This is a genomic window from Demequina sp. (genome assembly GCA_024707205.1).
Taxonomy (GTDB): domain Bacteria; phylum Actinomycetota; class Actinomycetes; order Actinomycetales; family Demequinaceae; genus Demequina.
Map to the genome: position 1 here is coordinate 977,876 of JANQAD010000001.1, position 14,337 is coordinate 992,212.

The 14,337-nt window shown below is 68.6% G+C and carries 15 protein-coding genes and 1 pseudogene; 11 read left to right on the forward strand and 5 right to left on the reverse strand.

Annotation, left to right across the window (positions count from 1 at the left end):
- Positions 1-1,245 (reverse strand): D-galactonate dehydratase family protein, encoded by a 1,245-nt coding sequence (locus NVV57_05060; GenBank protein ID MCR6712087.1) that lies wholly within the window; start codon positions 1,243-1,245, stop codon positions 1-3.
- 104 nt (positions 1,246-1,349) lie between these two features.
- Between NVV57_05060 and NVV57_05065 the strand changes: the two genes are divergently transcribed.
- Positions 1,350-1,688, forward strand: coding sequence for a hypothetical protein (locus NVV57_05065; GenBank protein ID MCR6712088.1), 339 nt, complete (start codon positions 1,350-1,352; stop codon positions 1,686-1,688).
- A gap of 1 nt (position 1,689) precedes the next feature.
- Here NVV57_05065 and NVV57_05070 read toward each other — a convergent pair whose 3' ends face one another.
- The gene (locus tag NVV57_05070; protein MCR6712089.1) at positions 1,690-2,901 is read right to left on the reverse strand and encodes a hypothetical protein; all 1,212 of its coding nucleotides are present in this window, start codon (positions 2,899-2,901) and stop codon (positions 1,690-1,692) included.
- Positions 2,898-3,428, reverse strand: a complete 531-nt coding sequence (locus NVV57_05075) for a sigma-70 family RNA polymerase sigma factor (protein MCR6712090.1) — start codon at positions 3,426-3,428, stop codon at positions 2,898-2,900. The genes NVV57_05070 and NVV57_05075 overlap by 4 nt, the downstream gene beginning before the upstream one ends.
- 160 nt (positions 3,429-3,588) lie before the next feature.
- Here NVV57_05075 and NVV57_05080 point away from each other — a divergent pair, with 160 nt between their 5' ends.
- From NVV57_05080 to NVV57_05125, 10 genes and pseudogenes are all read left to right on the forward strand, one after another.
- A complete protein-coding gene (locus tag NVV57_05080) occupies positions 3,589-4,962 on the forward strand; it encodes a hypothetical protein (protein ID MCR6712091.1) in 1,374 nt (457 codons plus the stop codon).
- Between the two features lie 431 nt (positions 4,963-5,393).
- On the forward strand, positions 5,394-7,226 hold the full coding sequence (locus NVV57_05085) for a VanZ family protein (protein ID MCR6712092.1): 1,833 nt from the start codon (positions 5,394-5,396) through the stop codon (positions 7,224-7,226).
- A 168-nt stretch (positions 7,227-7,394) separates the two neighbouring features.
- Positions 7,395-7,925 carry a hypothetical protein gene (locus NVV57_05090; GenBank protein ID MCR6712093.1) on the forward strand — a complete coding sequence of 177 codons (531 nt, stop codon included), beginning with the start codon at positions 7,395-7,397 and terminating at the stop codon, positions 7,923-7,925.
- On the forward strand, positions 7,874-8,236 hold the full coding sequence (locus NVV57_05095) for a hypothetical protein (GenBank protein ID MCR6712094.1): 363 nt from the start codon (positions 7,874-7,876) through the stop codon (positions 8,234-8,236). The genes NVV57_05090 and NVV57_05095 overlap by 52 nt, the downstream gene beginning before the upstream one ends.
- A 145-nt stretch (positions 8,237-8,381) precedes the next feature.
- A pseudogene (locus NVV57_05100) lies at positions 8,382-9,358 on the forward strand (TerC/Alx family metal homeostasis membrane protein).
- A 44-nt stretch (positions 9,359-9,402) separates the two neighbouring features.
- Entirely contained in the window at positions 9,403-10,413 is a 1,011-nt protein-coding gene (locus NVV57_05105) for an ATP-binding cassette domain-containing protein (protein ID MCR6712095.1), read from the forward strand.
- Positions 10,414-10,415: 2 nt separating this feature from the next.
- A complete protein-coding gene (locus NVV57_05110) occupies positions 10,416-11,174 on the forward strand; it encodes an ABC transporter permease (protein ID MCR6712096.1) in 759 nt (252 codons plus the stop codon).
- Between the two features lie 83 nt (positions 11,175-11,257).
- On the forward strand, positions 11,258-11,734 hold the full coding sequence (locus NVV57_05115; GenBank protein MCR6712097.1) for an SRPBCC domain-containing protein: 477 nt from the start codon (positions 11,258-11,260) through the stop codon (positions 11,732-11,734).
- Positions 11,735-11,903: 169 nt separating this feature from the next.
- Positions 11,904-12,080, forward strand: coding sequence for a hypothetical protein (locus NVV57_05120; GenBank protein MCR6712098.1), 177 nt, complete (start codon positions 11,904-11,906; stop codon positions 12,078-12,080).
- A gap of 9 nt (positions 12,081-12,089) precedes the next feature.
- Positions 12,090-13,217, forward strand: a complete 1,128-nt coding sequence (locus NVV57_05125; protein ID MCR6712099.1) for an aminotransferase class I/II-fold pyridoxal phosphate-dependent enzyme — start codon at positions 12,090-12,092, stop codon at positions 13,215-13,217.
- Positions 13,218-13,226: 9 nt separating this feature from the next.
- On the opposite strand, the gene NVV57_05130 is transcribed toward NVV57_05125, so the two are convergent.
- The gene (locus tag NVV57_05130) at positions 13,227-13,832 is read right to left on the reverse strand and encodes a class I SAM-dependent methyltransferase (protein MCR6712100.1); all 606 of its coding nucleotides are present in this window, start codon (positions 13,830-13,832) and stop codon (positions 13,227-13,229) included.
- Positions 13,829-14,332, reverse strand: a complete 504-nt coding sequence (locus NVV57_05135) for a GNAT family N-acetyltransferase (protein ID MCR6712101.1) — start codon at positions 14,330-14,332, stop codon at positions 13,829-13,831. The genes NVV57_05130 and NVV57_05135 overlap by 4 nt, the downstream gene beginning before the upstream one ends.
- Positions 14,333-14,337: the final 5 nt, after the last annotated feature.

Consider the following 14,337-nt stretch of genomic DNA (forward strand, 5'->3'; position numbering starts at 1 on the left):
TCACCAGTCGTGGACGGTGCCGTCCAGGAGGCGGTTGACGGGGAGGTAGGCGGGCTCATAGGCGTGCTTGCGGGCCTCGTCGAGGTCAAGGGTGACGCCCAGCCCCACCTGCTCGCCCGGGTGCAGCAGTCCGTCCTCGAAGGTGAGCGAGGTGCGGAACACCTCGAGCGTCTGATCCGAGTGGTGCATGTACTCCTGGATGCCGAAGTTGTGCAGCGCCAGGTCGAGGTGCAAGTGCGCGGCCTGCCCAACCGGGCTGACGTCCGTGGGGCCGTGGAAGCCGGTCTTGATGCCGTAGATGGACGCGAAATCGGCGATCTTCTTGAGGTGCGTGATGCCGCCCGCGTGGGTCACGGCCGCGCGCACGTAGTCGATGAGGCGCTCGGTGATGAGGGTCTGGAAGTCGAAGACGGTGTTGAAGACCTCGCCGATTGCCAGGGGCGTTGTGGTGTGCTCGCGCACGAAGCGGAGGGCGTCCTGGTCCTCCGCAGGGGTGCAATCCTCGAGCCAGAACAGGTCGTAGGGCTCGAGGCTCTTGCCCAACGCGGCGGCCTCGCGCGGGGTCATGCGGTGGTGGCCGTCGTGCAGCAGCGGGAGTTCGGCTCCGAACTCGTTTCGCACCGCCTCGAAGACGGTTGGCACGTGGCGAAGGTACGCGCGGGTGTCCCAGCTCTCCTCCACGGGCAGGGCACGGCCCGACGCTCCCCTGCGCGCCGGCTCGTAGTCGTACCTCTCCCCGGCTCCAGTTGGCGACGAGGCCACGCCGTAGACCGAGTCGAGGCCGGGGATGCCGGTCTGCACGCGGATGGCCTTGTAGTCGAGCTCGAGGTGCTCGCGGATGGAGTCGAAGAGCTCCTCCGTGTCACGGCCGGAGGCGTGGCCATAGGCGAGTGCTCCGCGACGTGATTGGCCGCCGAGGAGCTGGTACAGCGGCAGCTCCGCGTAGCGAGCCTTTATGTCCCACAGCGCCATGTCCACGGCGGCGATCGCCGCCATGGTGACGGGCCCGCGGCGCCAATAGGCGCCGCGATACAGGTACTGCCACGTGTCCTCGATGTTCATCGCATCGCGGCCGATCAGCAGCGGGATCACGTGATCGGCGAGGTACACCGCAACGGCGAGCTCTCGCCCGTTGAGCGTCGCGTCACCCAACCCGACCACCCCGTCGGCCGTAGTGATCTTGAGGGTGACGAAGTTGCGTCCAGGGGAGGTGACGACCACCTCGGCAGCGTCGATGGCGGTCATGGACCGAATCTACTTGGGCACGCTTGTGGGCGAAAAGTCCGGACAGTCCTCTGTGCCCAAGATCACTTGTGCCGCTAGGTTGCGAGCAGAGAAGGGGGCTAGTGATGCGCGGAGCCGTGTGGAAGGTTGCGGCGACGCTCGCCGCGTTGATGGTGCCGGCCGGTTGCGACGGCGAGGTCGTCGTTCCGATCACCGGCGCAGCCGTCTCGCAGGACGGCAGGACCCTCACCCTGGAGTACAACGCGTGCAACGCCGAGGCCAGCGCGACGGTCAAGGAGAGCCCCACGAAGGTGCACGTCTATTTGTTGGCGTACCGTCCCGGCGAGGCGACGGGCGGCGAGTGCGAGAAGTCCACGCAGGTTGTGCTGGAGGATCCGCTCGGTGACCGCGAACTCGCGGACACCTACTCCGACCAGCCGATTCCGGTCACGACCGAGGGCTAGGTCAGCCACCCAAAGGGTGCTGGAACCCGAAGATGATTCCGTAGGACTTGGGCGCCTCGGAGAAGCCTTCCGCGAGGTCGGCGACCTGCTTGCCGTTCTCGTAGAGGACGGGCGGCTGCATCGGGAACCCAGGCGTCACCCCCAACCCCACGCCGCTCCAGGCGCGCACCTGATCGATCGCGCGGATCTCCCCAATCGCATCGGACGGTCCGGAGGCTTTACCGCCGTCCTGGTTGTCCCACAGCACCGTGGATGTGCCGGATTCAGGATCCGCCTGCAGGTACTCGCTGATGTTCCCCGTAGAGAACCCGCACATCGCCACAAAGGTGCCGTCCGTGTTCCAGAAGTCGACGGCACAATCCGGAGGCGCGGGGATGTCGGCTGGGGGCGTGCCATCCGCATCGAGGAAGGTGAAGGCCTCATCGGTGGTGACGACGAGGCGATCGCCCCACACCGGGCTCACGTCAAACCGTCCCGCCGTCACCGGCACAGCAGTGTTGTTGAAGGTCCGGAAGACGTGGTCCGTGTAGTCGCTGTTCGAGTCCACCGTGATCGCCAAGAAGAGGCTGTCGCCGTTGGAGAGCTTGCCCAGCGGCGCCACACCGCTCACTGGGTCCGCGAGATCGAGGGGCATGTCCGTCACGGCGCCGGTGAGGAGATTGAGCGCGCTCACACCGCCAGAGGGTGACAGTCCGCCCACGATCGCCGAGCGGCTCTGGGCGTCGAACCCAAGCAGCGTCGGCGCCTGGATGAACGTGGTGGAGTTCGAGTAGGCGAGCAAGCGCGACCCGCCCGGCGGCGTCAGGTAGATCGCGAGCACAGAGCCGTAGCCGTCCTTGCCGCCTCCGATGAACGATACGAGTTCGGCGTCCCACGTCAAGGAGAGGTTGCTCCAGTCCTCGCCCGTCATCGCGGGGGCTGGCGCCAGGCGCGGGTCGAGAGCCTTCGCGGCGTCCGGGGGCGCCGTGAGGATGGCCGACGGGCTTGGCTGGCTTGCCGGGGGTGCGTCATTTCCGCCGAGCAACAGGGCTGCCGCGGTGATTGCGATGCCCGCGACCGCGAGCGTGCCCACGGCCTGGCCAATTGCACGGGCCCGACGCTTGCGCCGGGCACCGTGCACCGTCACCTCCGCGACCGCTCCCCTTCGTTCCTGGGTTGCGGGCACGGCCGCGCGGTCAAGCGCCTCGCTGAAGAGCTCATCGAGCGAGTTCACTTCGCACCTCCCTCGTGGACCTGAATCGTGACGCTGTCCTCGATGCGTTCATCGGTGCCGAGTCGGGCATTGAGCTTGGCGAGTCCGTCCGCGACGTAGCGCTTGACGGTGCCCTCCGCGATGCCGAGCGCATGGGCCGTCTCCACGACCGAGAGACCGTCGAGGTGTCGCATCACCACGCACGCGCGCTCGCGCGCGGTGAGCACCGCTAGGGCCGCCGTCAGATCGAGGGACCGCTCAACGCTTTCCGCGTGCCCGGCGACCGGAGTATCGGTGACGGGTGCGCGCTTGGTGCGGGAGGAGCGTCGGGCACTGTCAATGAAGCGGGAGACGATCGCCCGCCGAACGTACGCCTCCGCCTCGGGAACGGAGGCGAAGGTGCGGCGACGGCCAAAGGTGGAGATGAGGGCGTCCTGGACCAGGTCTTCGGCGTCGGTGGCGCCGCCGGCGACGAGGCGCGCGTAGCCAACGAGAATCCCGTAGCGCGCGTCAACGAGCTCCCTCGCGACTGCTTCCCACTCGGCCATGCGCCGCTCCCCTCGAATCGCCGTATAGAACGAGTTCGGCGGCGGATCGGTTGGGATGAATGTACGCGCGGGGCCATGTCAGACCCCTCTGGTTGGGTGTTCTCATGACCCTCTTGCCCGGCCCGGCCGCCATGTCAGACCCCTGTGGTGTGCTTGATTCATGACCTCGTCGACGCGCTCCGCCCGCGACCATCTCGCCGCAGTGTCGGCCTGGGATGGCGCGGATGTGGCGCGCATGCCCGCCGACGACGCGCTCGCCGCGGTTGAAGCGGGCGCCGCCGCGATTCACGCGCTGCAGGCCGTGGTCGCTCGCTTCGCGGCGCGCGTGGACGTGGTGTGCGAGCAGTCTCCCGGGGCCAGTGGCTATGCCCGACGCCATGGCGCGGCTTCCGGTCCCTCCTTGCTTGCGAAGGTGGCCGGGTTGGCGCCCGGGGAGGCGAATCGGCTGGTGACGATGGGGCGCGCGCTGCTCGCGGCCGATGCCGCAGCGGAACGTGCCCAACGTGAGGCGGAGCTCGCTGCGCGCGAGGCACGTGAGGCTGAACTCGCCGAGGCGAATGCGGCTCCTGGGCTGTCCGCGCAGGAACTGTCGTGGGATGACCTTCCCCCGGAGTCCAACACCCCAGAGCCCAATAGCCCGGCGCCCACCCCACCTGCGCGAGTGGTGCCGGTGGTGCGAGAGCTCGCTCCCGGTGAGCTGCTGGCGCGTGCGCTGGACGCGGGGACGATCAGCCCACAGAAGGGCGAGGTGATCAGCGCCACCCTCGCGGACTTCACCATCGACACCCTGGAGGTGGAGAGGGAGTTCGTCGACCTCGCGCCGCGGGTGGGACTGCGCAAGCTCATGGCGCACTGCTTCTGGCGGCTCGGCGAACTGGATCCGGAGGGGCTGGCGCTACGCGAGGCCCGCCACCGCGAGGAACGGTTCGTGTCAATCACCGACCGGGCAGACGGGCGCGTGCAGATCTATGGCCTGCTCGACGTCGCCACCGCGGCGCCCATCAAGACCCTGCTGGACTCGATGACCACTGCCGCGCTGCGCCGCCAACGCAAGCTGCCTCAGCAGGAACGTCTCGAAGCGGGCGCCCTGTGTGCCGACGCCCTGACCGACGTCGCCCTGCACGCGATCGGGTGCGACCGGGTGCCGCGCAAGCCCAAGACCACGGTCGTGGTGCGCATCGACAAGGACGCGCTCATTGACGACCTGCGCCTCGTGGGACTCGCCGACGAGGCGGGGGTGCCTCTGGACGCCCGCACCCGGCTGACGTCAGTTGACGGGATCTTGCAGCCGCTCACCGCGAGCGCGGCACGCCTCATGGCCGTAGACGCCCAGGTGCTTCCCATGGTGATGGGCGGCGGCTCGCTCCCCTTGACCTCGGCGCCACCAAGCGCCTCTTCACCAAGTGGCAGAAGATCGCCGTCACTGAACGCGACCGCGGCTGCGTCAGATGCACCGCGCCCCCAGCGTTCTGTCATGGTCACCACATCCAGTTCTGGGACGACAACGGCCCAACCAACCTCACCAACGCGGTGAGCCTGTGCTCCGGATGCCACCATCGTCTCCACGAACAGCACTGGGATCTGAGGGTCTACAACGACCGCGTCGAAATCCGCGAGCCCGGGAGCTCCTGGGAGCCCGCCTTCGCGCCACCGCGACAAGCGACCCGCCCCGAACGCCGCGCGCTCACCGCGACGGCGTAGCGGAAGCCTGCACGGGGGCCCAAGTCGGGCGCCCCAAGACGAGTTGCGCAGGCTGGGACCAAGGTCCCTCAGCAGCACCCCGGCGAGCCCGTAGCGTCATTACCGGACACAGGGTCGGCAAAGACGCCGACTTCCACAAGCGTGGCTCAGGCGGGCATCCGGGGACTTGACCGCCTGAGCCGCTCACTTCGGCGTCGGCGCTCCTATCCCTCCCCCAGGGGCGCCGACGCCGTACTCATGTCCCCCGCCGATAGCCTGGCGTGCGTGGGAACGTACCGAATCAACACCATCATCACCGTGATGGGCACGGTGGCGCTGCTGCCGCTCGCCATGCTCCCCATTCTGAGCCGGGTAACCCGACGGTACGGCGCGCTCCGAGGGTGGCCGATGTTCGCGGGCATCGGGCTGCTGGGCTCCGCCGTCGCACTCGCCGCGTTCACGGTCTTCCCCCTCCCGGACCCGGGCACCTTGCAGTGCACCGGCGCCAGCATGTCCTCGTACTGGCAGACCGAATGGTTCGGCTCCATCTCGCTCATCGGGGACGCCTGGGCGGCGGTGGGGTTCCCCGCGGTGCTGACCAGCTTCACCTTCCTGCAGGTGGCCCTCAACGTTCTGCTCTTCGTCCCCTACGGCTTCTTCCTGCATCAAGTGACGCGGTGGCGCGCCCTGGCCGTGGTGCTGTGCGGTCTGGGCACGTCGGTCCTCATCGAGGTGACGCAGGGCACGGGCGTGTTCGGGCTCTACCCGTGCCCCTATCGCGTCCTGGACGTCGACGACCTCATCTGCAACACGCTCGGGGCGGCGGTGGGAGTGCTGCTGTCCGTGGCGGTGGCTCGGCGCTTCGCGTGGTCGCGCCCGGCGCCTGTTCCCGATCTCGCCCGGCCAACGCTCGCGCGACGCGCCATCGCGGCGGGCATCGACGGGGGCCTCATCCTGTTCGTCTGGGCGGTCTTCGGGGTGGCATGGAGGCTGGTCGCCGACGCCGACGGGCCGGGGCTCCTGCTCGGGGCGGTCGCGGCCGTGCTCGTCTCCATCGCCCTGCCGCTGCTGAGACGCGACCGCGCCACGCCCGGCCAGGTCATCGTCAACGTGGCGCCCACTCGAGGCGAGGAGTCCGCGGACGCGCCCGGGATCGTGGCCGTGCTCATTCGTGCGGTGGTGCGCTGGACGGTGCTCGTCGTGCTGGGGGTGTTCGCTCAGCTTGCGGTCGTCGCCGCGGAGATCGCGCTCGTGGCGGCGACTCCGCGCCACTCATCTCTCGCGGGACTCATCGCGAGGACGACCACGCGAACCAAGCCGGCCATGGCGTCGGGCACCCTTGGTGAGTCACTTCCCGGCGGCAACATGGGCGGGGCCACCCGCGTCGGCGACGTGGTCCGCAAGCCCACCCAGCCGCAAAGCGCCACAATCCAGCGGCTCGTGAGGCACGTGCGCGCGCAGGGCGTGACGTGGGTCGCCGAACCGCTCGGCATCAAGGGCGGATTCGACCTATGGCGCTTCATCCCGGGCGGAGTCTCGCACGACGATCCGCACGACGACTTCCCCGGCGTAGTGGTGGAGGAGGTGGCCCGGCGGCTGCGCGAGTGGCACGACGCCACCGTCACCTTCCCGCGCAGCGCCAAGGACACGTGGTTCTGGCCAGGCAAGCGACCCGATGAGGTGATCTGCCACGTGGACTTCGCGCCCTACAACCACGTGTTCGACAACGGCCGCTTCGTGGGCGCCATCGACTTCGACCTCTGCTACCCCGGCCCGCGCTTGTGGGATCTCGCGTACACGGCGTACCGGTACGTGCCGCTGACCCCTGCGACCGGAATGGCGCCCGACGCTGGCAGGGCCCTGCTCTCGCGTCGCCTCTCGCGCCTGGACCGGTTCCTCGCCGCCTACGGCGGCGGAGACGCGGCGCTGACGTACTCACGAGAGCAGCTGCTCGGGTACGTGGTGCCGCGGCTCGCGGCGATGGTCGAGTGGTGCGAGCAGCAAGACGACGCCGACCGGAAGCGCGACGCGGCGATGTACCGCGAGCACGCAGAGTTCATCGATCGTGGCGGGTACGGGACGGCCGCGCCCGTGGTGGTCCCGGACCTCAAGGAATAGGGCCGATACCAGCGCGGACGCGGAGACGCCGCCCCGGTGCCGCGGGCGCTGTGGGGGGACAGCGGTCTCGCGGAAGCTGCCCAGGGCGGCGTCTGCGTCGAGCCTATGACGCGAACCCTGGCAGCTTGCTGGGAGAAGTCCAAGAATCTCCGCAGATAGTGTTGGCGCATGTCAGCGCGCATTGCCATCGTCTCCACGCGCGACCTCGACGTCATGGACGTCGACGAGGAGCTGCTGTTCCCGCTCCTTCCCGAGGCGGAGCTCGCCCACTGGGATGACCCCAACGTGAACTGGGCGGGGTACGAGGTTGCGATCCTGAGGTCTACGTGGAACTACACCGAGCACCTCGACGAGTTCCTCGCCTGGGCCACTCGCACCTCTCAAGTGACGCGCCTGGTAAACCCCGTGGACATAGTCGAATGGAATACGGACAAGCGCTACCTCGCGGACCTCGCGGCGCGGGGAATTCCCGTGGTCCCCACGGTGTTCGCGGCACCCGGAGAGCCCGTTTCGCCCGACGCTGTGGCCGGCCACGTTGTCGTCAAGCCCACCGTTGGGGCCGGGTCAAGGGCGCCAAGCTGTTCCGTGACGACCCAGCCGGCGCCCTTGCCCACGTGGCCGCCCTTCACGCGGACGGCGCCACCGCCATGGTGCAGCCCTACCTCTCGGCAGTCGACGAGCACGGTGAGACGGCGCTGATCTTCATCGGCGGCGAGTACTCGCATGCGGCCCGCAAGGCCGCAATCCTGTCCCGCGACATGTCGTGGAGCACGGGGCTCTACGCGGACGAGAAGATCGTGGCGACCGAGGCAACCGCGAAGGAGCTGGAACTCGCGCGCCGCATCCTCGCGGACCTTCCCGGCCTCGCGTATGCGCGCGTGGATCTGCTCCCCACGGACGGCGGACCGGTGGTGCTCGAGCTCGAACTCACCGAGCCCAGCCTGTTCTTGGCACTCCACCCCGACGCGCCAGCAAAGGCGGCCCACGCCTTCCGCAACCTGCTCGCCTGAGCCGCCACAGCGTCGGGCGGCTAGGATCATCCGCGAGGGGAGTACTTCCCAAGTTCCGCTCCGGTCATCACGAGGTCAACGCCTCCCGGACGGGCGCCCACCCGGTGGGTGAAGGAGACCTCAGATTCGATATCTGAGGAGACCCATGACCGAGTTAACGTCCATCGGCACACCGCAACTGTGGGCCATCACCCTTGCCGGCGTTGTGCTGCTGCTCGCCGTCGACTTCATCATCACGCGAAAGCCGCACGAGGTCTCCATGAAGGAGGCGATCGGGTGGTCGATCTTCTACATCGCGCTGCCGCTGATGTTTGGCGTGTGGGTGTGGGCCGAGCATGGCGGCGACACGGGCGTGAAGTACTACACGGGCTACCTCGTGGAAAAGAGCCTCTCGGTAGACAACCTGTTCGTGTTCATCGTGATCATCGGGTCCTTCGCGGTTCCGCGAGCACTGCAGCAGCGCGTGCTGCTTGTCGGCGTGATCGGCGCGCTCATCCTGCGTGGCATCTTCATCGCGGTTGGCGCCAAGCTCATCGAGCAGTTCACGGCGACGTTCCTGGTATTTGGCGCAATTCTGCTCGTCACGGCCATCAAGGTGTACCGCGATGCGCGCTCCGAGGAAGACGCGCACGTGGACGTGAATCAGCTCATGGTTGTGCGCGTGATCCGGAGATTCTGGCCCGTCACGAGCGAGTACCACGGCACCAAGGTGTTGTGGCGCGAGGCCGGCAAGCGCGCCCTCACCCCCTGGGTCTCGTGATGGCGACGATCATCGGCACGGACATCGTGTTCGCGATCGACTCGATCCCGGCCGTTTACGGCATCACGTCGGATCCGTACCTCGTGTTCGTCACCAATGCGTTCGCCCTGCTCGGGCTGCGGGCTCTCTATTTTGTGCTCGAGGGCGCGCTGTCGAAGCTCGTGTACCTGGGCTATGGGCTGTCGGTCATTCTGGGGTTCATCGGCATCAAGCTGGTGCTGCACTGGGCGCACGGGATCTGGCCCGGGGTCCCGGAGATCCCGACGCTGTTCTCGCTCGTGTTCATCCTTGTCGTTCTCGCGATCACCACCTGGGTGAGCCTGCGAGCCAAGCCCACACTCGTTACCGGTACCGAGCCTTAAGTCAGACGGTTGGGGCACACTAGCCCCCGTCCCAAAGGAGGGCCATGTCCGTTCCCGTCATCGAGGCCAAGGGGCTGGCGCGCACCTATTCTGTGCGTGCCCGCGGCAAAGACGCCCCGCGCGAGGTGCACGCCGTCAAGGGCATCGACTTCGTCGTCAACTCCGGCGAGATCGTCGGGTTCCTCGGCCCCAACGGCGCCGGCAAGACCACTACGATCCGCATGCTCACAACGCTTCTCAATCCCACCGCGGGAACCGCGACAGTCGCGGGTGCGGACCTCGCGACTCAGCCCGTCGAGGTGCGCAGGCGCCTGGGCTACGTGGCCCAGATGGGCACCACCGACCCTGCAGCCATCGCGGGCGAGGAGCTCGTGGATCACGCGCGCATGTACGGCATCGACAAGGCGGTCGCCACCGAGCGCGGCCAGAAGCTGCTCGCGGGCCTCGACCTCGACGGGCTCTGGGAGCGCAAGTGCGGCACGCTCTCCGGCGGGCAGCGGCGGCGCCTGGATATCGCGATGGGACTGGTGCACGAGCCGCACGTGGTGTTCCTCGATGAGCCGTCTACCGGGCTCGATCCGCAGTCGCGCGCGAACCTCTGGACGCACATCCGTCGCGTCCGCGATGAGCTCGACACCACGGTGCTCATCACCACCCACTACATGGACGAGGCCGACGCCCTGTGCGACCGGATCCTCATCATCGACAACGGCGAGATCGTCGCCGAGGGAACGCCTGATGAGCTCAAGCGGCGAGTCGGCGGCGACCAGATCACGTTGACCGTGCAGAGTGCAGACGTCGCCCGCGCGGCCGAGGTGGTGGAGGCCAAGGCGGGCAGTGCGGCAGAGGTGACCACAGCGCTCGAGGTGACCACAGCGTCGGGCCTCGCGACCATTCGCCTCATCGCGCCGGACGGTGGCGCGGCCATCCCCGGCCTCATCACCGCGCTCGGCGAGCATGGCATCACCGTCGCTGGCGTGGAGGTGCGGCGCCCGACGCTCGACGACGTATTCCTCACTCTCACCGGTCGCTCGCTTCGCGACGAGGAGGCTTGACCATGGGATTCCTCAACGACACCTGGATCGTCTTCAGCCGCGCCATGCGGCTCAGCCTTCGCCAGCCCGTGTGGGTGGTGTTCGGGCTCATCCAGCCGATCCTCTACCTGGTCCTCTTTGGGCCGCTGCTCAAGGCGGTGGCGGAGCAGCCAGGCTTCGGCGGCGATGCGTGGCGCGTGTTCGTGCCCGGCCTCTTGGTTCAGCTCGGGATGTTCGGCGCGAGCTTCGTGGGCTTTGGCCTCATCGCCGAGTGGCGCTCCGGCGTGATCGAGCGCATGCGCGTCACCCCCGCGAGCCGATCGAGCCTGCTCGTTGGGCGCGTCATGCGGGACGTGCTCGTGCTGCTGGTGCAAGGCTGCCTGCTCGTTGGCGCCGCGCTGTTCATGGGGCTGCGCGCCCCGGCGTGGGCGCTCGCCGCGGGGATCGCGACGGTCGCGCTGCTCGGCGCGTGCTTCGCCTCGCTCAGCTACGCCGTGGCGCTGCGGCTCAAGAACGAGGACTCGTTCGCGCCGCTCCTCAACGGCGTGATCCTGCCCGTGGCGCTCCTGAGCGGCATCTTCCTGCCGATGACTCTCGCTCCCGGCTGGCTCCAGCACCTGAGCGACATCAACCCGCTCAAGCATGTGATCGACGGCGTGCGCGCGATGTTCAACGGCGAGATGCTCTCCGCACCGGCCGTGTACGGGGTCCTCATCACCGTGGGCCTCGTTGCGGTGGGCGGCGCCGTGGGCACCATGGTGTTCCGCCGCGAGTCGGCGTGACGACGCTTGGTCCTTGACCTTTGCCGCTGGTAACGCGAGAGTTGCCCTGACAGCGACGTCGTCACACACACTGGGGAGAATCCGTGATCAAGATCTCGTTCGAGATGACCGACGCCCCTGCACGGCTGATCGTCACCGAGCTCATGCCGTACCCGCTCAGCCGGGTGTGGCTCGCGGAGACCGAGGGCCTCTACGTCAAGCAGTGGTGGGCGCCCGCCGGCTACGTGAACGACGATGTGGACATCACCACCGTGGAGGGCGGCGCCTGGCGCATCCTCCAGCGCGACCCCGAGGGCAACCAGTTCTCGTTCTACGGCAAGGTCGAGAGCAGCGAGCATGAGGAGCAGCTCGTGATCTCCCTGGTGAGCGAGGTGTGGCCGGACTCGACCGTGCTCATCACGCAGGACTTCATCGCGCGCGAGGCAGGCACGGTGGTCGTGACCACCTACGAGTTCGACTCCGACTCCGCCCTCACCACATATCTGGCTCTGGGCGGCACCGATCGCCTCCGCGAGGCGTCCGCCAAGCTCGACACGCTTCTCGCGCAAATCGGGTCCTAGCGCGAGCGTGAGCGAGGTCACACTCGCTCACCCTGACGTTCCGCGCCCTCGTTGCGTAAAATGGTCGAATCCCGTTCAACCGAGCGGTATTCGCGCGCCCGGCAACCGGCAGCGGTGCGCACACCAACGCGAGCGCCGCCACGAGCGGCACCCGAAAGGACGCCTCAAAATGGCGATGCCCAACGCCAACGACATTGACCCCGACTACACGGCACGCCAGTCGCACCAGGTCATCTCGCCAGAGCGATTCGCCTCGTGGCACGACTACGCCTTCTCGAGCGCTCCAGAGCTCACGCGCGATGAGCTCGGCGAGGACACGCCCCCGGCGGGCATCCCCACCGTCTAGTCTCTTTCCATGACTGAGCGCCCAAACCCGTTTGAAGCGCTCACGCTCGATCAGCTGCGCGAGCGGCACAGCGCCAAGTGGCGCCACTACCCGGCCGACGTCCTCCCCCTGTGGGTCGCCGAGATGGACGTGCCGCTGGCGCTCCCCATAGCCGACGCCCTGGTCGCCCTCGCGCGCAGCGGTGACGCCGGCTACCCGGGAGACACCCCGTACGTCGAGGCGTTCGCCTCGTTCGCGCACGACTCGTGGGGCTGGGAGCCGGGCGTCGCGCGGACCCGCGCCGTGGCGTCAGTCATCTCCGGCTACACCGACGCCCTTGTCGAGGCCGTCGGCCCGGGCGGGACCGTCGTTGTCACCTCTCCCGTGTACCCGCCGTTCTACTCGTACCTGGGCCACGCCGGTCTCACCGTTCTCGAGGTCCCGCTCACCCCTGAGCTCCGCCTCGATCTCGATGCCCTCGACACCGCCTTCGCCGAAGCTCAGGGCTTCCTCCTGTGCAATCCGCACAACCCCGGCGGCGCCGTTCACTCGCAGGCAGAGCTCGAGCGCGTAGCTGAGCTCGCCGCGCGCCACGACGTGCAGGTGGTGTCGGATGAGATCCACGCCCCGCTCGTCTACGCCGAGTCCACCTTCGTGCCCTATCTCACCGTCGACCCGCGCGGCATCGCGGTTCACGCGGCGTCGAAGGGGTGGTCGCTCGCCGCGATGCCCGCGGCCCTCATGACCTTTGGGCCCGACGCCGGCGCGGCTCTTGCGCGATACGACGCCGGGAAGCATCACGGCCCCACGTACTGGGGCACGGTCGCGCAGACGGTCGCCTACGAGCAGTGCCGGGATTGGCTGGCCGACGCTCTTGTCGCCCTCGATTCGAATCGGCGCCTCCTGGGCTCCCTCCTCGCGGAACGACTTCCCGCGGCCCGGTACCACGTGCCGGCGGCGACGTACCTGACGTGGGTCGACTGCCGCGCGCTCGGTCTGGGCGACGACCCCGCGCGGGTGTTCCTCGACAAGGGGCGCGTCGCGTTCAACCCCGGCCACACGTTCGGCACAGGCGGAGCGGGGCACGTGCGCATCAACATCGCCACGTCGCCCGCGATCCTCGACGAGGCCGTGACCCGGATGGTCGCGGCGCTCTAGCCACGCTGCCTACGTGGGCTTCACCCAGGTGAGCGTAAAGCGCCACTTGATGCGCCGTCGGACCGTGCTGCCAGGGAGAATTCGCGCCGCGGCCCGCCTCACCTGTGCGTGCGTCACCGGCGGCGGCCACACGGTGGGGCTCGGCTGCTCCCAGTCCTTGTGCGTGAGGCGACCCGCCTGATGGGCCACCACTGCCGCAAGCTCCCAGCCCACGTCCCTCGGCAGCTCCGAGGCGGCCAGCCCCACCACCAAGAGCGTGCCCCCGGGAGCGAGCAGGCTCTTGGCGCGCTCGAGCGCCGCGTCCATATCGAGGTGGTGCAGCACCGCGAGCGCCGTGATGACGTCGAAGTCATTCGGGAGGTCGGCGGCCATGAAGTCCGCCTCGAGGTAGGTGATGCCGGTCGTTTCCTGCTCGCGCGCCAGGGCGAGGCTCGGCGAATCGGGGTCCACCGCCGTCACGGCGAGGCCGCGGGCCGCGAGGGCGCGCGCGGCGAAGCCCTCCCCGCAGCCAACGTCAAGGGCGGTGCGCGCCCGGGCCGGGATCAGGGGCAACAGCTCGCGGAAGTAGTCGATGGTGTGGTTGCGGCGCTCGGCGTCCGGAACGTGAGTGGTCACTGGACCCCCACCGTGTAGCGAACCTCCCTGAGCGGCCGGCCGCCGAACTCCTCGATCTTGACGCCGCCGTCGGCCGTCCAGCCCTCGCGCTCGTAGAAGCGCCGGGCCCGCGGGTTCGCCTCTGCCACCCACAGGTACACGCCCGTGTGGCCCGCTGCCCCGAGCGCATCGAGCGCCGCGCCGTGGAGCGCGATGGCGAGGCCCGAGCCGAAGGCGATCGGGTGCAGGTTGAAGCCGTAGAGCTGTGCGGCCTCGACCGGCTCGTCGTCGCGAGCCACGCCAAAGGTCGCGAAGCCCCGCACCACCCCGTCGATCGTGCCGATGAGCGCCGCGGACACGCCCTCGTCGATCGCACGCTCCCAGCCCCGCGCAAAGCGAGCCTCGTCGAGCTCCGCGAGGTAGGCGTCGGGCATGATGCCAACGTAGGCAGAGCGCCAGGCGGCGATGTGCACGCGCGCAAGCCCGGCGGCGTCGGCGGGGACCGCGGGGCGAACCTGCATGCGGC

Bases quoted from the DNA above. Each gene is read 5' to 3' on its own strand.
- NVV57_05125 (MCR6712099.1), top strand. From the start codon at position 12,090: ATGACTGAGCGCCCAAACCCGTTTGAAGCGCTCACGCTCGATCAGCTG.
- NVV57_05065 (MCR6712088.1), top strand. From the start codon at position 1,350: ATGCGCGGAGCCGTGTGGAAGGTTGCGGCGACGCTCGCCGCGTTGATG.
- NVV57_05060 (MCR6712087.1), bottom strand. From the start codon at position 1,245: ATGACCGCCATCGACGCTGCCGAGGTGGTCGTCACCTCCCCTGGACGC.
- NVV57_05095 (MCR6712094.1), top strand. From the start codon at position 7,874: ATGGTGCAGCCCTACCTCTCGGCAGTCGACGAGCACGGTGAGACGGCG.
- NVV57_05110 (MCR6712096.1), top strand. From the start codon at position 10,416: ATGGGATTCCTCAACGACACCTGGATCGTCTTCAGCCGCGCCATGCGG.
- NVV57_05090 (MCR6712093.1), top strand. From the start codon at position 7,395: ATGTCAGCGCGCATTGCCATCGTCTCCACGCGCGACCTCGACGTCATG.
- NVV57_05135 (MCR6712101.1), bottom strand. From the start codon at position 14,332: ATGCAGGTTCGCCCCGCGGTCCCCGCCGACGCCGCCGGGCTTGCGCGC.
- NVV57_05075 (MCR6712090.1), bottom strand. From the start codon at position 3,428: ATGGCCGAGTGGGAAGCAGTCGCGAGGGAGCTCGTTGACGCGCGCTAC.
- NVV57_05120 (MCR6712098.1), top strand. From the start codon at position 11,904: ATGGCGATGCCCAACGCCAACGACATTGACCCCGACTACACGGCACGC.
- NVV57_05080 (MCR6712091.1), top strand. From the start codon at position 3,589: ATGACCTCGTCGACGCGCTCCGCCCGCGACCATCTCGCCGCAGTGTCG.
- NVV57_05105 (MCR6712095.1), top strand. From the start codon at position 9,403: ATGTCCGTTCCCGTCATCGAGGCCAAGGGGCTGGCGCGCACCTATTCT.